This window comes from Type-C symbiont of Plautia stali (genome assembly GCF_059730935.1).
This window is the reverse complement of the sequence record NZ_AP035924.1, coordinates 490,362-508,525: the sequence shown is the minus strand read 5'-3', so window position 1 is coordinate 508,525 and position 18,164 is coordinate 490,362. Positions and strand designations below refer to the sequence as shown.

Annotated in this window: 21 protein-coding genes; 9 read left to right on the top strand and 12 right to left on the bottom strand. The window is 57.0% G+C overall.

All coding sequences use genetic code 11. From position 1 onward, the window contains the following. Nucleotides 1-903 carry a LysR family transcriptional regulator gene (locus AC6I7J_RS21490; RefSeq protein ID WP_058770296.1) on the bottom strand — a complete coding sequence of 301 codons (903 nt, stop codon included), beginning with the start codon at nt 901-903 and terminating at the stop codon, nt 1-3. A gap of 100 nt (nt 904-1,003) precedes the next feature. Between AC6I7J_RS21490 and AC6I7J_RS21485 the strand changes: the two genes are divergently transcribed. Then, a complete protein-coding gene (locus AC6I7J_RS21485; protein ID WP_058759046.1) occupies nt 1,004-2,068 on the top strand; it encodes an SDR family oxidoreductase in 1,065 nt (354 codons plus the stop codon). Between the two features lie 21 nt (nt 2,069-2,089). On the opposite strand, the gene AC6I7J_RS21480 is transcribed toward AC6I7J_RS21485, so the two are convergent. From AC6I7J_RS21480 to AC6I7J_RS21465, 4 genes are read right to left on the bottom strand one after another with little or no spacing between them, the layout of a single operon-like run. Next, nucleotides 2,090-2,719, bottom strand: a complete 630-nt coding sequence (locus AC6I7J_RS21480; RefSeq protein WP_498007310.1) for an NrsF family protein — start codon at nt 2,717-2,719, stop codon at nt 2,090-2,092. Beyond that, on the bottom strand, nt 2,712-3,263 hold the full coding sequence (locus AC6I7J_RS21475; RefSeq protein ID WP_498007309.1) for a sigma-70 family RNA polymerase sigma factor: 552 nt from the start codon (nt 3,261-3,263) through the stop codon (nt 2,712-2,714). Before AC6I7J_RS21475 ends, AC6I7J_RS21480 begins: the two co-directional genes overlap by 8 nt. A 17-nt stretch (nt 3,264-3,280) precedes the next feature. Continuing rightward, entirely contained in the window at nt 3,281-4,510 is a 1,230-nt protein-coding gene (locus AC6I7J_RS21470; protein ID WP_058776050.1) for a protein-disulfide reductase DsbD family protein, read from the bottom strand. A 14-nt stretch (nt 4,511-4,524) separates the two neighbouring features. Then, the gene (locus AC6I7J_RS21465; RefSeq protein WP_021508968.1) at nt 4,525-5,091 is read right to left on the bottom strand and encodes a peroxiredoxin; all 567 of its coding nucleotides are present in this window, start codon (nt 5,089-5,091) and stop codon (nt 4,525-4,527) included. Nucleotides 5,092-5,274: 183 nt separating this feature from the next. Here AC6I7J_RS21465 and AC6I7J_RS21460 point away from each other — a divergent pair, with 183 nt between their 5' ends. Next, nucleotides 5,275-5,430 (top strand): hypothetical protein, encoded by a 156-nt coding sequence (locus tag AC6I7J_RS21460; RefSeq protein WP_262258277.1) that lies wholly within the window; start codon nt 5,275-5,277, stop codon nt 5,428-5,430. A gap of 1 nt (nt 5,431) precedes the next feature. Here the strand turns inward: AC6I7J_RS21460 and AC6I7J_RS21455 are convergent, their stop codons facing one another. Then, complete coding sequence (locus AC6I7J_RS21455; RefSeq protein ID WP_215801061.1) at nt 5,432-6,094, bottom strand: TetR/AcrR family transcriptional regulator; 663 nt, start codon at nt 6,092-6,094, stop codon at nt 5,432-5,434. Between the two features lie 78 nt (nt 6,095-6,172). Here AC6I7J_RS21455 and AC6I7J_RS21450 point away from each other — a divergent pair, with 78 nt between their 5' ends. The 5 genes from AC6I7J_RS21450 (at nt 6,173) to AC6I7J_RS21430 (ending at nt 9,666) form a co-directional block, all read left to right on the top strand. After that, nucleotides 6,173-7,690: an MDR family MFS transporter gene (locus tag AC6I7J_RS21450; protein WP_104093380.1), complete on the top strand. Its 1,518-nt coding sequence runs from the start codon at nt 6,173-6,175 to the stop codon at nt 7,688-7,690. 259 nt (nt 7,691-7,949) lie between these two features. Further along, nucleotides 7,950-8,501 (top strand): C40 family peptidase, encoded by a 552-nt coding sequence (locus AC6I7J_RS21445; RefSeq protein ID WP_498007308.1) that lies wholly within the window; start codon nt 7,950-7,952, stop codon nt 8,499-8,501. A 320-nt stretch (nt 8,502-8,821) separates the two neighbouring features. Next, on the top strand, nt 8,822-9,037 hold the full coding sequence (locus tag AC6I7J_RS21440; RefSeq protein ID WP_498007307.1) for a YdgH/BhsA/McbA-like domain containing protein: 216 nt from the start codon (nt 8,822-8,824) through the stop codon (nt 9,035-9,037). A 140-nt stretch (nt 9,038-9,177) separates the two neighbouring features. Then, a complete protein-coding gene (locus tag AC6I7J_RS21435; protein ID WP_164861079.1) occupies nt 9,178-9,336 on the top strand; it encodes a hypothetical protein in 159 nt (52 codons plus the stop codon). Nucleotides 9,337-9,450: 114 nt separating this feature from the next. After that, complete coding sequence (locus AC6I7J_RS21430) at nt 9,451-9,666, top strand: YdgH/BhsA/McbA-like domain containing protein (protein WP_058770290.1); 216 nt, start codon at nt 9,451-9,453, stop codon at nt 9,664-9,666. A gap of 351 nt (nt 9,667-10,017) precedes the next feature. Here the strand turns inward: AC6I7J_RS21430 and AC6I7J_RS21425 are convergent, their stop codons facing one another. The 4 genes from AC6I7J_RS21425 to AC6I7J_RS21410 all read right to left on the bottom strand — a co-directional run bounded on the left by AC6I7J_RS21425 (nt 10,018) and on the right by AC6I7J_RS21410 (nt 15,437). Continuing rightward, nucleotides 10,018-10,296: a hypothetical protein gene (locus AC6I7J_RS21425; protein WP_058770289.1), complete on the bottom strand. Its 279-nt coding sequence runs from the start codon at nt 10,294-10,296 to the stop codon at nt 10,018-10,020. 175 nt (nt 10,297-10,471) lie between these two features. Next, nucleotides 10,472-12,409 carry a MacB family efflux pump subunit gene (locus tag AC6I7J_RS21420; RefSeq protein ID WP_498007306.1) on the bottom strand — a complete coding sequence of 646 codons (1,938 nt, stop codon included), beginning with the start codon at nt 12,407-12,409 and terminating at the stop codon, nt 10,472-10,474. Beyond that, nucleotides 12,406-13,581: an efflux RND transporter periplasmic adaptor subunit gene (locus AC6I7J_RS21415; RefSeq protein ID WP_132463947.1), complete on the bottom strand. Its 1,176-nt coding sequence runs from the start codon at nt 13,579-13,581 to the stop codon at nt 12,406-12,408. Before AC6I7J_RS21415 ends, AC6I7J_RS21420 begins: the two co-directional genes overlap by 4 nt. A gap of 143 nt (nt 13,582-13,724) precedes the next feature. Continuing rightward, nucleotides 13,725-15,437 (bottom strand): ABC-F family ATP-binding cassette domain-containing protein, encoded by a 1,713-nt coding sequence (locus AC6I7J_RS21410; protein ID WP_498007305.1) that lies wholly within the window; start codon nt 15,435-15,437, stop codon nt 13,725-13,727. Between the two features lie 331 nt (nt 15,438-15,768). On the opposite strand from AC6I7J_RS21410, the gene AC6I7J_RS21405 reads away from it, so the two are divergent. Both AC6I7J_RS21405 and AC6I7J_RS21400 read left to right on the top strand, forming a co-directional pair. Next, on the top strand, nt 15,769-15,987 hold the full coding sequence (locus AC6I7J_RS21405; RefSeq protein ID WP_498007304.1) for a DUF7661 family protein: 219 nt from the start codon (nt 15,769-15,771) through the stop codon (nt 15,985-15,987). 157 nt (nt 15,988-16,144) lie between these two features. Next, the gene (locus AC6I7J_RS21400; protein ID WP_498007303.1) at nt 16,145-16,765 is read left to right on the top strand and encodes a LysE family translocator; all 621 of its coding nucleotides are present in this window, start codon (nt 16,145-16,147) and stop codon (nt 16,763-16,765) included. A gap of 303 nt (nt 16,766-17,068) precedes the next feature. On the opposite strand, the gene AC6I7J_RS21395 is transcribed toward AC6I7J_RS21400, so the two are convergent. Both AC6I7J_RS21395 and blc read right to left on the bottom strand, forming a co-directional pair. Next, complete coding sequence (locus AC6I7J_RS21395) at nt 17,069-17,365, bottom strand: hypothetical protein (RefSeq protein WP_072208578.1); 297 nt, start codon at nt 17,363-17,365, stop codon at nt 17,069-17,071. A gap of 231 nt (nt 17,366-17,596) precedes the next feature. Continuing rightward, nucleotides 17,597-18,127 carry an outer membrane lipoprotein Blc gene (gene blc / locus AC6I7J_RS21390; protein WP_498007302.1) on the bottom strand — a complete coding sequence of 177 codons (531 nt, stop codon included), beginning with the start codon at nt 18,125-18,127 and terminating at the stop codon, nt 17,597-17,599. Between the last annotated feature and the right edge of the window lie 37 nt (nt 18,128-18,164).

Sequence of the window (18,164 nt, the reverse complement as noted above, 5' to 3'; positions counted from 1 at the left end):
TCACCTGATCAGCAGGCCGTCAAGCGCCGCCAGCAGCGCGTCGACCTTCGGCAGCAGCTGTTTGCGCCGCGGCCAAATCACCGACAGTGGCAGACCGTCCGGCTGCTGCTGCGGCACAATCACTTCCAGCGCGCCGCTCGCCAGCGCGTCACGCACCAGCCATGACGGCATCTGCGCCACCCCGAGTCCAGCGCACAGCGCCTGCATTTGTGCATCCACGTCACCCAGCGCCATGCGAGACGGCACCTGACGCCAGTGCGGATGTCCATCCTCCGTGGTAAACAGCCACGGCTTGGTACTGCCGTCAACGCGCTCATACAGAATCGCCCGATGCCGCAGCAACTCGCTCTCGCTGGTCGGTCTGCCTGCGCGCGCCAGGTAGTCCGGCGCGGCGCAAAACACCATACGCTCGCGGCCCATCGCCCGGCAGCCGAGCGAGGCGGGCAGATCCGGCGAACCGCCGATGCGCACCGCGACATCAATGCCCTCATCAAACAGATCAATAAAGCGATCCGAGAAAGTCAGGCTAAGTTCCACATCCGGATGCTGCTGACAGAACGGAATCAGCAGCGGCATCACGCCGAGCCGGCCATAGGTATTCGGCACCGCCAGCCGCAATCGCCCGGAAGGAATGGTGCGCTGCGCCGCCAGTACCGCTTCGGCTTCCGCCAGCTCCTCCATAATGCGCAGGCAGGTCTGGTAATAGGCGCTGCCGGCGTCGGTGAGCGTCAGGCTGCGGGTGGTGCGCTCCAGCAGGCGTGAGCCGAGCCGCGCTTCCAGCCGCGTCACGCTTTTGCTGATGGCGGAACCGGTCAGGTGCAGACGCTCAGCGGCAGCGGCAAAACTGCCGCTTTCGACACTGGCGACAAAAGGAACGATGTCTTTCAGACGCTGATCGTGCATGTATTAGTGAATCCAGTTCATGAATGATGTGAATTAATGCCACGGCTAAGAATTTAATTCTCTATTACGCTAAGGATAACTGCAACAGAGGAGATTCGACATGCAAAAACAGGCGTTAATCGTGGGAATCAGCGGGGTTATCGGTCGTGCGCTGGCGGAAAGGCTGCAAAGCGAGGGCTGGCAGGTAACCGGTTTGTCGCGCGGACGCGGTGCCATTCCGGAAGGCTGCCGCAGTCTGACGGCCGATCTGACCGATGCAGAAGCAGTGCGCAATGCGCTGGCGCAGGAAAAACCGGATGCGCTGTTCTTTAGCGTCTGGTCACGCCAGGCGAATGAAAAAGAGAACATTCGCGTTAACGGCGGCATGGTGCATAACGTCATTGCCGCGCTCGGCGAGCGGCTGAACGGCGCGCATGTAGCACTGGTGACCGGGCTGAAGCACTATCTTGGTCCGTTCGAAGCGTATGGCAAAGGTGCGGTGCCGGTGACGCCGTTCCGCGAAGAACAGGGACGTCAGCCAGTCGATAACTTTTACTATGCGCAGGAAGACGAAGTGTTTGCCGGCGCAGAGCAATATGGCTACAGCTGGAGCGTGCACCGTCCGCACACCATCATCGGTTATGCATTGGGTAACGCCATGAACATGGGGCAGACGCTGGCCGTTTACGCCACGCTGTGCCGTGAAAAAGGCTGGCCGTTCATCTTTCCCGGCTCGCCGCAACAGTGGAACGGTCTGGCCGATGTCACCGAAGCTGGTTTACTGGCGGAACAGTTGCTGTGGGCGACCCGTGCTGAAGGGGCTGCCAATCAGGATTTCAACGCGGTGAACGGCGATGTGTTCCGCTGGAACTGGCTGTGGCCGCGTCTGGCAGACTATTTCGGTATTGAAGCTGCAGACTATCCGGCACAGATGATGCCGCTGGAAGGACGCATGCAGGAAGCCGCAGCGGCCTGGCGTGAGATCGCTGCGCGCTATCAGCTGCGTGAAGCAGACATCGATAAACTGGCGTCGTGGTGGCACACCGATGCGGATTTGGGCCGGCCGATGGAGGCGTTTACCGATATGAGCAAGAGCCGTAAAGCCGGCTTTACCGGCTATCGCGCCACGCTGGATTCCTTCACCCAGCTGTTCGACCGGCTGCGTGCGGAGCGCATCATTCCCTGATAGCGTCACTGGCCGGCCTCGTCAGGCGATCTGCACCCAGCGCCAGCCAAGCAATACGGTCAGCACGATGATGCTTACAATGGCCGCCAGGTGCTGCAGCAAATCCAGCGCATGCAGGTGCACCGGATGACAGAACGCCAGCAGGCTCACCGCCATGCAGGCGACGCCCAGGCCCGCCATGGCCAGACTGCGGGCCGGATAGAGCGCCCGCGTCCGGCGCAGACTGATGATGGTCAGCAGCAGCATCGGCAGACTCACCACCAGCAGGAAAACAAAGCACGGCAGCGTGTCGTGCTGCTGCAGCGGCGTGGCCGTTTGCAGCAGACTGCTGGCGCTCAATCCCAGCCACAGCAGGCCCGGCGGCAACAGCAGCTTTGCGCTGATGCCGCGCCGCCCTGCAATGCTGAGTTCAAAGGCGCTGCGCATCGCCAGCAGCCCGAGGATAAACGCAAGCATCAGTTGCAGCGCGGCCTGCATCGCGCCGGCCTGCGACCAGTCGGTCAGAGTGCGCGGCACCAGCAAACTGGTCGCGATGCCGGCCGGTAGCGCCAGCGCCAGCCAGCCCAGCACGCGTTTTCCGGTCGCCGGCGGGCGTTTCACCGGGCGCAGATCGCGCCCCAGTTTTTCAATCAGCAAATGATGATCAGTCATGGTTTGCTCCAAAGCGGCGCAGATTGGTGAGCGCGCGGTGCAACAGCGATTTCACCGCCGACACGCTCAGATTATGGTGTGCCGCCGCCTCGTTCAGGCTCATTTCATGCAAATGAACATGCTCAACGATCTCACGCTGACGCAGCGGCAGCTGGCTGAGATAGCCCGCCAGCTCCTGCCGGGTGTCCAGCTGCTGCTGTTCTGCTGTGCTGGCGGGATCGGCGGCCTGAGCGTCGTCAAGCGCGCAGTGCTGCTGGCGGCTGCGGCGGCGCAGGGCATCAACGGCGCGCGCCGAGACTATTGCCGTCAGCCAGGGCAGAAAAGGGTAAGCGGGATCGTAGGTATGGCGTACGCGATGCAGCGTAAGCAGCACATCCTGAATCACATCTTCCGTTAGGGCTTCATCGCTCAGCCTGCGCCGCACCTGCGCGCGTATCACCGGCACCAGCGCCCGCAGCAGCCGGGTATAGGCACACTGATCCCCGGCCTGCGCGCGTTCCATCAGTCCGGGCCAGTTTTCACGTGCGCTATCGCCTGTGTGCATACGCTGCCTTGTTGCCGTTACGTCTTCTTCGCTGCCGCCTGGTTTAACGCATCCACTACGATGCCGGGTGTCAGCACCTGCGGCAGTACTTTCGGTGGTCCGCCATCAGCCGGATACACCAGGTACATTGGTAAACCGCCCTGACCAAACTCACTCATCACGTCATCAACGTCCGGGTTAAATTTAGTCGAGTCTGCCACCATGTACAGCGTACCGGTTTTCGCCAGTGCGGTTTTCACCGCCTGGGTCGACAGCGAGGTCTTCTCGTTCACCTGACAGGTGATGCACCATGATGCGGTAAAATCGACAAAAATCGCTTTGCCATGCCCGCGCTGAGCGGCCACCGCCTGCGGCGTCCACGTCTGTTTGCTGACCTGCGCCTGTATATCGCCTTGCAGCGCCGCGCCTGGCTTGATTAGCCCCGGCAGCGGCGCGATCACCGCAATCAGCAATATCGCCGTGACGCTGAACAGCGCTTTGTGCCCTTTTCCGGCAAAGCGGCGCTGCTGCGCCATGCCATACAGCCAGCCGGCAAACGCCAGCACTACCGAGGCGGCCAGCACAACAGCCAGCGCGCTGCTGCCCGCCTGCTGGGCCAGAATCCACACCAGCCAGGCCCAGGCACCGAGCATGGGAAAGGCCAGCCCGCGCTTAAGGATATCCATCCATACGCCAGGACGCGGTAAAAATCGTGCCAGCGGCGGGAACAGCGACAGCAGGGTAAACGGCGCGGCAAAGCCGAGCGCCAGCGCAAAGAAAATAACCAGCGCAACCGCAGGGGGCTGCACCAGCGCGTAGCCGATGGCGCTGGCCATAAAGGGCGCGGCGCAGGGTGTGGCTACGATGATCGCCAGTGCCCCGGTCAGCGCGGAACGCAAAAAAGCACCGCGCTGGATGTCGATGGCCCCGACGCGCTGCACCGTCAGCCCCACCTCAAAGACGCCAAGCAGGTTAAGCGCGGCAGCCAGGATTACCAGCGACAGCAGGGCGATCACCAGCGGTGACTGCAGCTGAAAGCCCCAGCCGACCGCGGCGCCACCCGCGCGTGCGGCCAGCAGAATGCCAGCCAGCGCCATCATGGTCACCAGCACGCCGAGCAGGAATCCCAGGCCTTCACGGCGCGCGCTGGCAGCCTGGCTTTGATGGCGCAGCAGGCCAAGCGCTTTCAGCGAAATCACCGGAAAGACGCACGGCATGAGGTTGAGGATGATGCCGCCCAAAAAGGCGGCCAGCATCGCGGTTAACATGGCTGGCCTCTCACTTACTGCGCTTGCGGATGCGCAGCGTCATACTCTTTCACCGCCGCCAGCGCTTTTTCGATGTGGGTATCCGGGTTTCTGTCGGTATAGCTCAGCAGAATATTGCCGTTGGGGGCAATCACATAAGAGGTGCGGTCAGACAGCGTTTTGCCTTTTATCTGCATCAGCGTTTTATATTCGGCGGCCACTTTGGCACCCGGATCGGCAGCCACGGCGAATTTGTCACGACACTCCAGCTTAGAAAAATCGCTGATCTGCTCGGTGTTACCGGCAGTGACGCCAATCACCGTGGCGCCCATTTTTTTGAAATCATCCGTGGCTTCGGCGAAGTCGTGCGCCTCGATGGTACAACCCGCGCTGAAGGCCGCCGGGAAGAAGTAGAGCACCACCGGCCCTTTTTGCAGCGCCTGCTGCAGCGAGAAAGTGAGCGGCTTACCGGCCAGCGCGCCCTGAAGTTCAAAGTCAGGTGCTTTGGCCCCGACGGGCAGCGCTGCGCTGGCAGCGAAGGCGGCGAGGCTCAGCGTGGTGCCGAGGGTGAGGGTAGCGATGAGATGCCTGATAGTTGTCATGATCTGCTCCTGCGGTGAAAGAGGTCCGGTTAGGGGTGTTCAGCCAGACAGTTCGCCGCAGTCGGTAAAAAGTTGCGCGGAGGGCAAAAAAAAGCAGGGCAGATCCCTTTTTCCCGTCTCGTTTATTTATTCTTTGCGTGAAATCCTTACAATAATCGCCTGATGTTTTTTTAGGTTTTGGATATGTCTTCAACGTTTTGCGATAAACAGAACAGTGAAACCCAGCAGCTGCTGGCGTCCCTTGAACAGCACATTGCCGAGCCGCCACCCCGGGTGCAGCCGGTGCCGGAAGATTTCTGGCAGCAGCTGGAGACGCTGACCCACGGCGACGACGCCTGACTCAGTTGGCCGGCTGTATACCGTGGCACACCATGCTGAGGGTGTGCTGCAGAATCATTTCGGTATCAAAGCCCGGCTCGTGGGCAAAGCGGGTAAAGGGCACCAGCACCATGCTGAGAATTGAGGTCATTAGCACATCGACATTCAGCTGGTTATTCAGTAATCCCTGCTGCTGCCACTGAATCAGCAACGCGCGAATCCGTTCGCGTCCGGCATGACCGTGACGCTGTTTCAGCGTGCCGCCCAGCCCCTGACCACTGGCGACTTCCTGCAGCCACAGCGGTGCGAACCAGTCATGACTCAGCACGATATCCGCGAACTCTTTAATAAACCCGCTGATCGCTGCGACAGGGTCACTACTCTCTTCGACAAAATGCGCTTCCAGCCGTTGCCGTAACGGCACAAAGCGTTCCGCGACCACGGTATCCAGCAGTGACTCGCGCGACTGAAAATAGTAATTCAGCATGGCCGGGCTGACGCCGGCTTTACGGGCTATGGCGTTGAGCGAGGTTTCCGCGATGCCGTTTTGCGCATACAGCGCGAGCGTGATGTCCAGCAGATGCTCGCGCTGCTGGGCATTGATTGCGCCGCCGCGTGGACGGCCCGGCCGGCGGGGTTTATCAGAAGGCGCTGTCTCGCTCTCCATCACTTTTTGTGCGGTCATCTTTACGTACTCACGGGTTTCGTGTCAGACTTCGGTTAATATTAATTGTGTATTTAATTAATTTCAAACGGTGTCGTTATGAAACCTCAATCTATCACATCGCAGCGCGACAGCGGGGCAACCCGCCCGCCTTCCATTCGCCTGCTGATGGGCGCGCTGATGCTGGTGATGCTGCTGTCCGCGCTTGATCAGACCATTGTCTCAACCGCGCTGCCGACTATCGTCGGCGAACTGGGCGGGCTGGATCGCTTGTCGTGGATCGTCACTGCTTACATGCTGGCTTCAACCCTGGTTGTGCCGCTATACGGCAAATTTGGCGATCTGTTTGGCCGCCGAACGGTGCTGCAAATCTCGGTGGTGCTGTTTTTACTGGGCTCGGCGCTGTGCGGGCTGGCGCAAAACATGCCGCAGCTGATCTTTACCCGTGCGCTGCAGGGACTGGGCGGCGGCGGATTAATGGTGGTGAGCATGGCGGCGGTCGCGGATGTCATTCCGCCCGCCGATCGCGGCCGGTACCAGGGCCTGTTTGGTGGCGTGTTTGGTCTGGCGACGGTGATTGGGCCGCTGCTGGGCGGTTTTATCGTGCAGCACATGTCCTGGCGCTGGATTTTCTACATTAACCTGCCGCTCGGCCTGCTGGCGCTGCTGATCATTAATGCAGTGTTTAAAGCGGATAGCCGACGCAAACCCCATGAAATCGATTATCCGGGAGCGGTGTTTCTCAGCCTGGCGCTGGTGGGCGTAACGCTGTTTACCAGTGAAGGCGGCACGCTGCGCGAATGGTCAGATCCCCAGCTATGGTGCATTCTGGCCATGGGGCTGGTTGGCGTGTTGGGGTTTATTTATGAGGAGCGACGCGCATGGGAACCGATCATTCCACTCGATCTGTTCCGCAATCGCAGTTTTTCCCTCGCCAGTCTGATGGCGTTTATTATCGGCATGGCGCTGTTTGGCAGCGTGACGTTTTTGCCGCTTTATCTGCAGGTGGTAAAAAACGCCACGCCCACCGAGGCCGGACTACAGCTGTTACCGCTGATGGGCGGGCTGCTGGTCACCTCGATCATTAGTGGCCGCATGATTAGCCGCAGCGGGAAATACCGTTTGTTCCCCATCGCCGGGACGCTACTGGCCACAACCGGGATGGCGCTGATGACCACGCTGACGCTGGATGCGCCGCTCTGGCACATTTATCTGTTCTCCAGCGTGCTCGGCATGGGAATGGGCATGACTATGCAGGTGCTGGTGCTGGCGGTGCAAAATGCGGTGACGCCCGATCGCATCGGCGTAGCGACCTCATCGGTTACGCTGTTTCGCTCGGTGGGTGGTTCGATCGGCGTTGCGCTGTTTGGCGCTGTGTTCAGTCACGTGCTGAAATCCGGAGCGACCCGACTGATAGAGCAGGGTAATGTGCTGCCGCCTTCGCTCGATCCGGTCGCCGTGAACCATTTGCCTGCAGCGCTGCGTCAGGCTTATTTGCTGGTGTTCAGCGATGCAGTGCATGCCGCATTTCAGATGGCCGCCGGCGTTATGCTGCTGGCGTTTATACTTTCGCTGCTGCTGCCGGAGTCGCCGCTGCGCGATAACGTGCGCAAATAAGCTTTCCGTTTATTTCGCAGCAGGTCCGTCGGTCAGGCTGCGGAATAAAATTTAAACGTAATTTGCCGGATAAATATGCGCTGTCGGCGCAAAGCAGCAAAAGATATAGATTTTTATCCTAAATACATAGCGTTACCTTTCTGTAAACTTAGGTAAAAATAGTGAAGACAGCGAGAATTCGGGCGGAGACGCTTTATTTCTGCAACTTCTTTACGGTATAAATCTGCTATCCCTGTTATCCACTGTGAAACGTCACCCTATGATTGCTACTGCGGCCCGCAACCTGATTGCCTGCCTGATGTTATTAACTCTGGCTGGCTGCTCGTCTCACTCCTCGCCAGCACCGGAGCAGGAAAGTGTTGATACCTCGCAGGACGGTGGTAAACAGCCCGATTTAATTCCGGTAATAGCCGCTTTGCACGATCAAATGCATTCGTGGGAAGGCACCAAATATCAGTGGGGCGGGACGCAATTATCCGGGGTTGACTGTTCCGGATTTGTCTGGCGCACCTTAAAAGATCGTTTCAATATTCCCATGGATCGCGTCACAACGCGTGAACTGATTGCCATGGGTAGGCCGGTCGATCAGGCGCATTTACAGCCTGGCGACTTAGTGTTCTTCCGCATTAAGCATGAGCTGCACGTCGGCTTTTACGACACCGATCGCCAGTTCCTGCATGCATCAGTCAGCCAGGGCGTGATGCGCTCGTCACTGAATAATCCGTACTGGAAATCAGTATATTTAGAAGCCAGACGACTTCCGCGCGAGCAAAATTCGCAGATCAGTTTCAATTATAAAAATAAAGTCTGAGGTCAGAAATCCCTCCTTAAAGCCGCGGCGCGACATTTTCGCGCCCATGCTCAGACCCATCCCCCCGTCAACCATTCGTCTGCTGTTTCAGTGACAATTCGCCTTCAACATGATGGCTGCTTTAACGCTCTGTGCCGCTTTATGGGTATTGAAATCCAATCAACCTATTGATTATAAATAAATAACTCAAATATCATACATTAACAATTAGTGCGATCATAGTATTCGCACTAATTATCAATTTTGTAATAGTAAACATGGTTATTATTATCCCCATCGAAGGCGCAGCGCCTTCTCATCAAACGCTAAGGAATATGACCATGAAAGCTATCAAAACACTGACCATTGCCGCCGCCGCCACGCTTTCCCTGATGTCTGCTGCCAGCTTCGCGCAAACCGTTTCAGCCACCTCCACCACACTAGATGGTGCCGAAGCGAAAATTGCCGCTCAGGCTCAGCAGCAGGGTGCGCAATATAAAATTCTGGAAGCCAGCACCAACAACCTGGTGCACATGACCGCTGAACTCTACAAATAACGGATGGTTGCACAGGGATGTGCCAGAACGGGTCGCCTGACGGGCGGCCTTTTTTGTCGTGCAGTCAGGCTCCAGCGTATCAATCATTCTGGCGATATTGCTGAATTTGCAGCGCAGACTGTCTGGCAGGAGAACGCAATATGCTGAACAACGTGGATATCAACCGGCAGGCGCTGGCATTTGCAGATGCATTGCGCACGCAACGCCACGCTCACGTTCCGGTGATTCGTTTTGCCCACTGGCCGCAATTTATCGCGACGGTGCGTGCTGAGCTGGCGCAACCGGGCAACCAGAAATAATTAGCACGATCACGATAACCGCACTAATTATCAATTGCAGTATAGTAACCTGAGTTATTATTAGTTCCATCGAAGGCACACAGCCTTCAGCCACAACCGTTAAGGAATAAGACCATGAAAACCATTAAAGCTATGTCAATCGCCGCTGTTGCCGCTCTTTCACTGATGTCAGCTGCCAGCTTTGCCCAGAGCGTAACCGTGACTTCCTCTACGCTGGACGGTGCAGAAGCTAAAATCGCAGCGCAGGCGCAAGAGCAGGGCGCTCAGTATAAAATTACTGAAGCCAACACCAACAACCGCGTGCACATGACGGCTGAACTGTATAACTAAGTTCAGACAGATGCACTGCGTTAAGGCCGCCTTCGAGCGGCTTTGCTGTTTCCGGAAGGCTTCAAACGAACAAAAGCAACAGGCTGGCGTTCGAAATTTGACCAATCCTGCTCAGCGGGCGCAACAGGCGGAGCCCAGGCGTTTATCCACAGGATAAGCCAGCCTCTTTGCACGTCAGTTGTGGATAACTGCTTTAATATCAAACCGTCAGGCGACAAACGCTGAATTGATTTCCCGACTTACACGTCGGTTATTTTGTCAGAAATGAATCCGGTTGCGGCTAAATAAACGCAAAGCGGGAGAGTTTATTTCACCATTTCAAAACACATTACGTTTGCGTAATCTGCACCGTTATTTTTTCGCGTCGTCGTCAAAATGGCGAGAGGGAATCAGATTTTTCTCTTTATTAACCGGCGTTCTTTTCGACCGGCCTTTGTCCAGCAGGCAGTCGCGGCAACAGGCTATTTGCGGATGGTGGATACGCGCTACCGTCAGCGCCTGATGCACAGTATACAAAGAGCCGATAAAGCGCTTCTCTTCCTCAAATTCCAGTACGTAACAGCCTTTTTTATGCAATACCCAGCCGGCGTCCGGATCGTGACATAAATAAAAATAGTGCGGTTCTAACATAACTTACTCTCGGGCGAGTGATAGCCATCGAATAGATAATCGGTGATGTGTCTAAATTAGAGACGCGTTCAGTCTACGCCGATGATGACCTGCGGGGCTAATTGATTTAATGACTTTCGGATTAGACCTGAAATGGCCGGACCAGCATGAATAATGTGCCGGTCCGGTTGTTGATTTATTCGCTGGCGAGCGCGGCGACCGGATCCATTCGTGCGGCTTTGCGCGCGGGCAGATAACCAAATATCATGCCGATAATGGTTGAGCAGGCAAACGCTGCGCCAGCCGATTGCCATGAGTAGATGGCGGTCAGCACGCCGCCAGCCAGCAGTGAAATGACCGGACCTATCACCAGAGACAGCGCCACACCGAGCGATCCGCCCACCAGGCACACCAGCACGGCTTCAATCATAAATTGCTGCATAATGTCGCCGCGTCGCGCACCCACCGCCATGCGCACACCAATCTCGTGGGTGCGTTCGGTCACCGACACCAGCATGATGTTCATTACGCCAATACTGCCGATCATGAGCGCAATCGAAGCCACCAGTAAAATCAGCAGCGTTAGCGTGGCCGCCGCACCTTCTATCGCTTTACGATACTTGTCCCGGTTGAACATCAGGAAATCTTTGGTGCCGTGGCGCGCCGTCAGCAGCTGGGTGAGCGATTCCACCGCCGCGCCGCTCACCACATCATCTTTGAGTTTAATACTGATACTGGTGAGCGCGGTCTGACCGCTGATGCGATACATCACCGTGCTCCACGGCAGCCAGACGCTGAGACGGTTGGGCGAAAGACCATCTTCATTGTTGGCCACGCCAATAACCCGCACCGGCACCGATCCCAGCACAATCATTTTGCCAATCGGGCTCGGGCCCTGTTCGCCAAATAATTTATTGCGCGTGTTGATATCAATGATGATTTCCTGGCGCGCGTGCCGCTCATCGCTGAAGTTGCTGCCTTCCACCAGCTTAATGCCCTGAATGCGAAAATAGTCGACGCCCACGCCGGAAACTGACGTTTTGGAGGCGTTGGCCAGGTAGCGAATGGGCTGCGTGGCGATGATTTCCGGACTGACGGCGGCGACAAACTGCTGGCGCGCAATCACATCGGCGTCGGCCATCACCAGGGTTTGTACCGGATGCGCATCGTCCTCGACATAATCGCCCCCGGCATAGATAGAAACCACATTGGTACCCAGTCCGGAAATGCTCTCCAGCGTTTTTTCCCGCGCGCCCTGGCCCAGCGCCACCACGGTGACGACGGCGGCAATGCCAAAGATAATGCCGGTCATAGTCAGTGCGGTGCGCAGGCGGTGGGCGTTCATGGCATTCAGCGCCATGCGCAATGATTCGCGCAGCCGGTCAAGCAGACCGCGGAATCTGCTTTGCCGCTTGCGTGGTGCTGGCGTAAAGCGCGTTTTTGCGGCCGTGGCAGCGCTGCCGCTGTCGGCAAAAATCTCGCCGTCCTGAATTTCAATGATGCGTTCCGCGTGCTGCGCCACTTTCATATCGTGGGTGACGATAATCACCGTGTGACCTTCGCGGTTCAGTTCGCTGAGGATGCGCAGCACTTCTTCACCGGAGTGCGAATCGAGCGCGCCGGTGGGCTCATCGGCGAGGATAATTTCGGCACCGTTGATCAGTGCACGCGCAATACTGACACGCTGCTGCTGGCCGCCCGATAGCTCGCCCGGCTTATGCTGTTCGCGCCCCTGTAATCCGAGCCGTGCCAGCAGCTGTGCGGCGCGCTGACGGCGTGCGTTGCCGGATAAGTTGGCGTAAATCGCCGGTATTTCAACGTTGCTCAGCGCGCTGAGATCCGGCATCAGGTGATAGCGCTGAAAGATGAAGCCGATGTGCTCGCGCCGCACTTGCGCCAGCGCATCGGGCGAGAGCGTGGCGGTATTTTTGCCGCCAATCAGGTAGTCACCGCTGTCCGGCGCATCAAGGCAGCCAAGAATGTTCAGCAGCGTAGATTTGCCTGAGCCCGAGGGGCCGATGATCGCCACCATTTCGCCGCTGGCAATCTGCAGATTAATGTTTTTCAGCACCTGCAGGGATTGGGAACCATTGACGTAGCTGCGCTGAATGTTGTGCAGTTCGATGATATTCACATCACCACCTTGTCCGCGCCCGGCTGCTGCGTGGCAAGGATCACTTTTTCCCCTAAGCGCAGCCCGCTCAGCACCTGAATGTCAACGCTGTCGCTGATGCCGGTGGTGATGTAGCGCTTCTCAGGCTGATTATTTTGATCCGCGATTTCGACGTAAGTACGACCATCGCTGGCCTTTTTCGTGGCCTGTACCGGCACCAGCAGCGCGTTTTTCGCCTGGTCACGCAGCAGATTAACCTGCGCCGTCATGGAGATGCGCAGCGCATTATCCGGGTTCGGCACATCAAGCAGGGCGTTGTAATACACCGCCGCGTTCGTGCTGCTCACGGTATTGCTTTCGCTGTTGCCCATCAGCGCATCATCTTTCATCACCGACTCAGGAGCCAGTTCGATGCTGCGCAGCGTGGCGTTATAACGTTTATCCGGATTGGCGAAAGTGGTAAACCACGCCTGCTGGCCGGGCTGAATATTGGTAATGTCCGCCTCGGAGATTTGCACTTTGATGGTCATGGTGCCGAGCTGCGCCAGTTTGGCGATGGTCGGGGCGCTCTGCACGGCGTTTACGGTCTGGCCCTGCTTCGTGACGATCGCCACCACCGTGCCGTCAATGGGTGCCATGATGCGCGTGTAGCCGAGATCGAGTTGCTTTTTATCCACTTCGATCTGCGCCTGAATCACCCGCGCCTGCTGCGCCGTCAGCTCTGCCTGGGCGATGCGCCACGCTTCGGCGGCGGTATCAAAATCCTGGCGGGAAACGGCATTGGTTTTAACCATCTGCTGCAGGCGCTGAAACTGTGCCTGCTGGCGTACCAGCGTAGCCTGACGGGTCTGTAAATCCGCCTGCGCCACGCTCAGCGCCGCCTGCGCATTACGCAGATCGCTGCGCTGCGGCTGATCATCGATCTCCGCGATCAGCTGGCCCTTACGCACGTTGTCGCCGGCTTTGATATACAGCTTTTTCACCTGACCGGAGACCTGCGCACCGACGTTAACGCGCTCAATCGCGTCCATTTTGCCGGTGGCGGCAATCACGTTTTCGATGTCGCCCTGGCGCACCGCGGCGGTCATCAGCGGATTGGGTTTACCGCGTGACGCCGAATACGCCCAGAGAACCAGAATCATCACCAGCGCAGTTAGCGCGGCAAACAGCCATTTTTTCGTCATTGTGTGCATCATCGTCCCTTAAATTTAGCGAGAATAATAATCACTAAGCGGGACAAACTGGAGAAAAATTCTGCGGAATTTTGTCAGCCGCAGGGGAGTGCGCCATCCCTGGCGCAGTTTATGGGTTTGCGATACCCCGACAGTCAATCCGTTCAGAGCAGATTCAGCTGTTGCTTCAGCTGCGCAATCTCCCTGCGCCACTGCTGCTGTTGCGCCGGTTTCTGATGCTTTGCCTTACGCGCTTCGTCCTGCTGCAGCTTTTCTTCCAGCACCAGCAGCGCCTGCAACAGCGCATCTTCATCGCCCGGGCGGTCATCGACGGCGGCAGCGGCAAGCGGGTGATCGACTGGCACATGAGCGGTGGCCAGCCTGGCGGTCACCTGCGGCCAGTCATGCCACTCGCTCAGCTGCTGCTGTTCAATCAGCCAGAAGCGATTGCAGCTGCTGGCGATCAGGCTGCGGTCATGAGACACCAGCAGCACCGCGCCGGCGAACTGCTGCAGCGCCTGCGCCAGCTCCTCTTTGCCTGCCATATCCAGATGGTTGGTCGGTTCATCCAGCAGCAGCAGCGAGTAGCGCGCCAGCGTCAGGCCAACAAATAGCAGGCGCGAGCGCTCACCACCGCTGAGTGAGGCAACCTTCTGCTGGTGGCGCAGCCAGGGAAAACCTGCGCTAATCAGCGCCATTTTGCACTGCTCATCGCTCAGCGCAGCGAAACCGTGCAGCGCCGCGCTTAATGTCTGGTCGTCACGCAACTGTTGCAGGCTCTGGTCGTAATAGCCGACGCGGGCGCGCGGATGAAACAGCGGGCTGTCGCCTTGCTGCCAGCTGTGCCACAGCTGGCGCAGCAGTGAGGATTTGCCGCAGCCGTTGTGGCCGACAATCGCGATGCGATCGCCACTTTTCACCTGCAGCGCCGGCAGGGAAAAAAGGGGCGGCGCCCCGGCAGCAGGCTGAATCGACATCGGCGGCAGCGCCAGCACGCGATCCGCCTGCAGCGCTTCGCCCTGTAACTGCAGCTGCCACGGACTGCCGGCGCTGAGCGTGGTCTGCGCGGCTTTCAGCCAGTCGATGCGCTTCTCCATCTGTTTTGCTTTACGCGCCAGACCTTCGTTGTCATAGGTCCGGCCCCAGATCGCCAGCCGTTTTGCGCTGCTCTCAACCCGGGCGATCTCCTGCTGCTGTGCCTGGTGGCGCTGCGCATCGGCTTCATCCTGCTGCGCCAGCGCCTCGCGGGCGGCCGTGCAGGGCAGACGGAAAACATGCAGCGTGCGATCGCGCAGGATTGCGCTGCAGTTGGTGACGCGGTCCAGCAGCGCGCTGTCGTGGGACACCAGCACAAAGCTGCCCTGCCAGCCGATCAGAAAATTCTCCAGCCACAGTAGGGTCGGCAGGTCGAGATGGTTACCCGGTTCGTCCAGCAACAGTAAATCGGGCTGCAGAATCAGCGCGCGCGCCAGCAACAGCCGCATATGCTGTCCGCCGCTCAGCGTCGCCGCGGTTTGTGACTGCTGCGCTGTGCTGAAACCCAGCGTATGCAGCAGCGCCTCGGCACGCCAGCGCTCGCTGTTGCGCTGTGCTGCGGGCAGCCGGGCGATCACGCCATCCAGCAATGAGGCCCCGAATAACGTTTCCGGCAGGTGTTGTTCGATGCGCGCCAGCAGACAGTGGCTGGCTGGTGTAACGCTGCCGTGACTGGCGGCCAGTTCACCGCTGAGAATTTTCAGCAGGGTACTTTTACCGCTGCCGTTGTCGCCAATCAGGCCGATGCGGTCGCCTTTTTTCAGGCTGAAATCCAGGGAATGGAAAAGCGGGCCAAAGGCATTGTCGAAGCCGACGGCATGTGCGGAAAGGAGTGTGCTCATCTACTTACTCTCAAGTTGCAGGCGCAAAAAAGCCTTACGTCAGAATTTCGCTGACGACAACCCGGTAAGCCGGAGAGAAGGGATTAGATTGTCAGAACTTCGCTCAGGCGGATTATCGCAGCACGAGTGCGGTAAAACCTGAGCGGGTCCAGTCACCATAGAAGTGTGAGTAAACAAACAGTTCACACGACGGCATAGAGATCCTCCTTAGTTATCAGCAGGTGAATAAGTCAGCCGATAATAGTGGCGGTGTGCGGCTTTTTCCAGCGATTTGTATCAGCGTTGGTATAGTATGGCGTCAGAGTCTGATTGATATTACAGGAGAGTGAATATGTTGATTTATGACGTTTTTGGCCGGCACATTGGCGTTCTGCGCAAGGAGGATGCCTGGCAGGTATTTCGCGCCGACGTGACAGAAAGAAAATTCTCACGAATGTTTGATATCGCTATTCCAGATGATATGTCAGAAGACGAAGTTGCAGGCTGGCTGGGTGATATCTTTCATGAAGCTGCAACTGAGCATCATCCCGATGTGAAACGCATCGAATAAGAACCTGATTGTGTTGAGATGTTTGCCTTTGGCATAAAGCGGACGGTGCACAAGTCCATGTCCGTTATGAGCGAGGAGCAGACATTTAAAAACTGATCTTTGTTAGATTGATTACAGGGAACTAAATGATTAGCATCTGCTCTTTCGGACAAAGAAAATGACTGTTAACGATTCTCTCTTCGCATTCTCTCTCGCAGCATTGTTACTTACCCTGACCCCCGGCCTTGATACGGCACTTATTTTGCGCACTGCTTGTGCAGAGGGCGGCAAAAAGGCTTTTCACGCTGCGCTTGGCATTGATGCTGGCTGTTTTTTATGGGGGGCGTTGGTCGCATTAGGCCTTGGTGCTCTTCTGGCGGTTTCAGAAATGGCTTATACGGTGCTTAAAGTTTGTGGCGCGGTCTACCTGAGCTGGCTGGGTTTACAACTGCTGATACGTCCCCGATCATCTTTGAGTGATGGCGATGATGACAATGGTTCTCAGGGGAACTGGTTTATCAGAGGAATGTTGGGGAATGTGCTAAACCCAAAAATGGGCATTTTCTATGTCTCCTTTTTGCCGCAGTTTATACCTGCCGGTCACTCTCCTTTGATATGGACTTTTATCCTGGTCAGCATCCACGTGGCGATTGGGACTATATGGTCAGTCACACTCATTTTATGCACGCATTTTGCGTCAGCCATTTTGAAGAAAAATCGCGTTGTCCAGATGATGGACAGAGCAACAGGGGGCTTATTTTTATGCTTCGCTGCTAAACTTGCTATGAGCACAAGATAGCCCGCTGGACTGGCTGAAAACGTCCGCTCCTGGCACAAAGCGGACGTTCATAGCAATTCCAGCTGTCCAGAGGCATTTGACACTGACAGGCAGTATGCAGCCAGTACATTGTGTGCCATGTATTGGAATGCGAAGGTTGAGCATACTTACCGGCGGCGGCGCAATAGAGAATAGGTTTGCTACAGGCCTTTGGCGGCGCCAGCCTGCTGCTGACGCCTGGAGAGTGACTGAAACCGTACATGACGGGGAAATAAATGACACGCTGGCCCAAACATGCATTTACCCCGGCAACACGCTAGCGAATTAAGCGCCGGTTACCGTCGGCTGATGAATCTTCATCGAATCATGCTTGCCTGGATTGCATTCCTGAGTGGTACCAGGGAGATAAAATTTGCCGTCCGCATCAGGATCGGTGCCGCCGGGACATCCTGGCCTGCCGGCAGAGCCATCAGTATTACCCCCATCGGAGCCGTTTCCACCGTCAGCGCCGGATTCTCCCGCATAGCCGCCGTTTCCTCCCTGACCTCCGGCTCCTCCCTGTCCAGCGCTGACAGAGCATGCAAACAGTGCCAAAAAGCAGGCCAGAAAATACTTACTCATTGGTTAGCCTCTCGATTCGTAACGGGCAGCTCAGGCTGCCGCGGCGGGTTATACTCACGAAGAGATACACTAACATCCGTTTTATCTCTGCTGACTTAACAGATCATCAACACCCGTTTTTCAATAAAAAGTAAGGCCGTCAATTTACGCAGTGCCTGCTACTGACCTTACTCTTATTAGTGCCAGGGTAATAACTGAAGCCCGCGCGTTAGCCACTGGCGCTGCACCCTCTTATCGTGACTGATTAACCCAAATCAGTTGATCGATTGCGAAGCCCAGTTGCTGGGCATAGGCGAGATAACGCTGTTTGACTTCAGCCGGAAGGGTGGGCTGGCGCGACAGAATCCACAGATACCCCCGGTTCGGCCCGGCGACCAGTGCATACTGATAATCTTCATCCAGCGCGATCACGTTATAACCGCCATAAAAAGGCCCGAAGAACGAGACCTTTAGCGCGGCGACGTCAGGTTTACCGGTGAAGTAAGCTTTGCCTTCGCTCTCGCTCCACGCTTTTTTCTCCGGATCGTAACCGCGATTCAGCACGCTGATACCGCCGTCGCTGCGTTTGCCGTAGGTGGCGGTAACATGATCTTTACCGCGTTCGAAACGGTGATCGAGGCGGGCAATTTCATACCAGGTGCCGAGATAGCGATCGGCATTGAAGTGGGTGATGGGCTGCACGCCTTTAGGTGGCGTCGGGGATTTACAGGCGACCAGGGTAACAGACAGCGCCGTAATGGCGACTAACGGCCAGATTTTCATCGCAACTCCTTTATATCTCTCAAAATCCTGTCTGAAG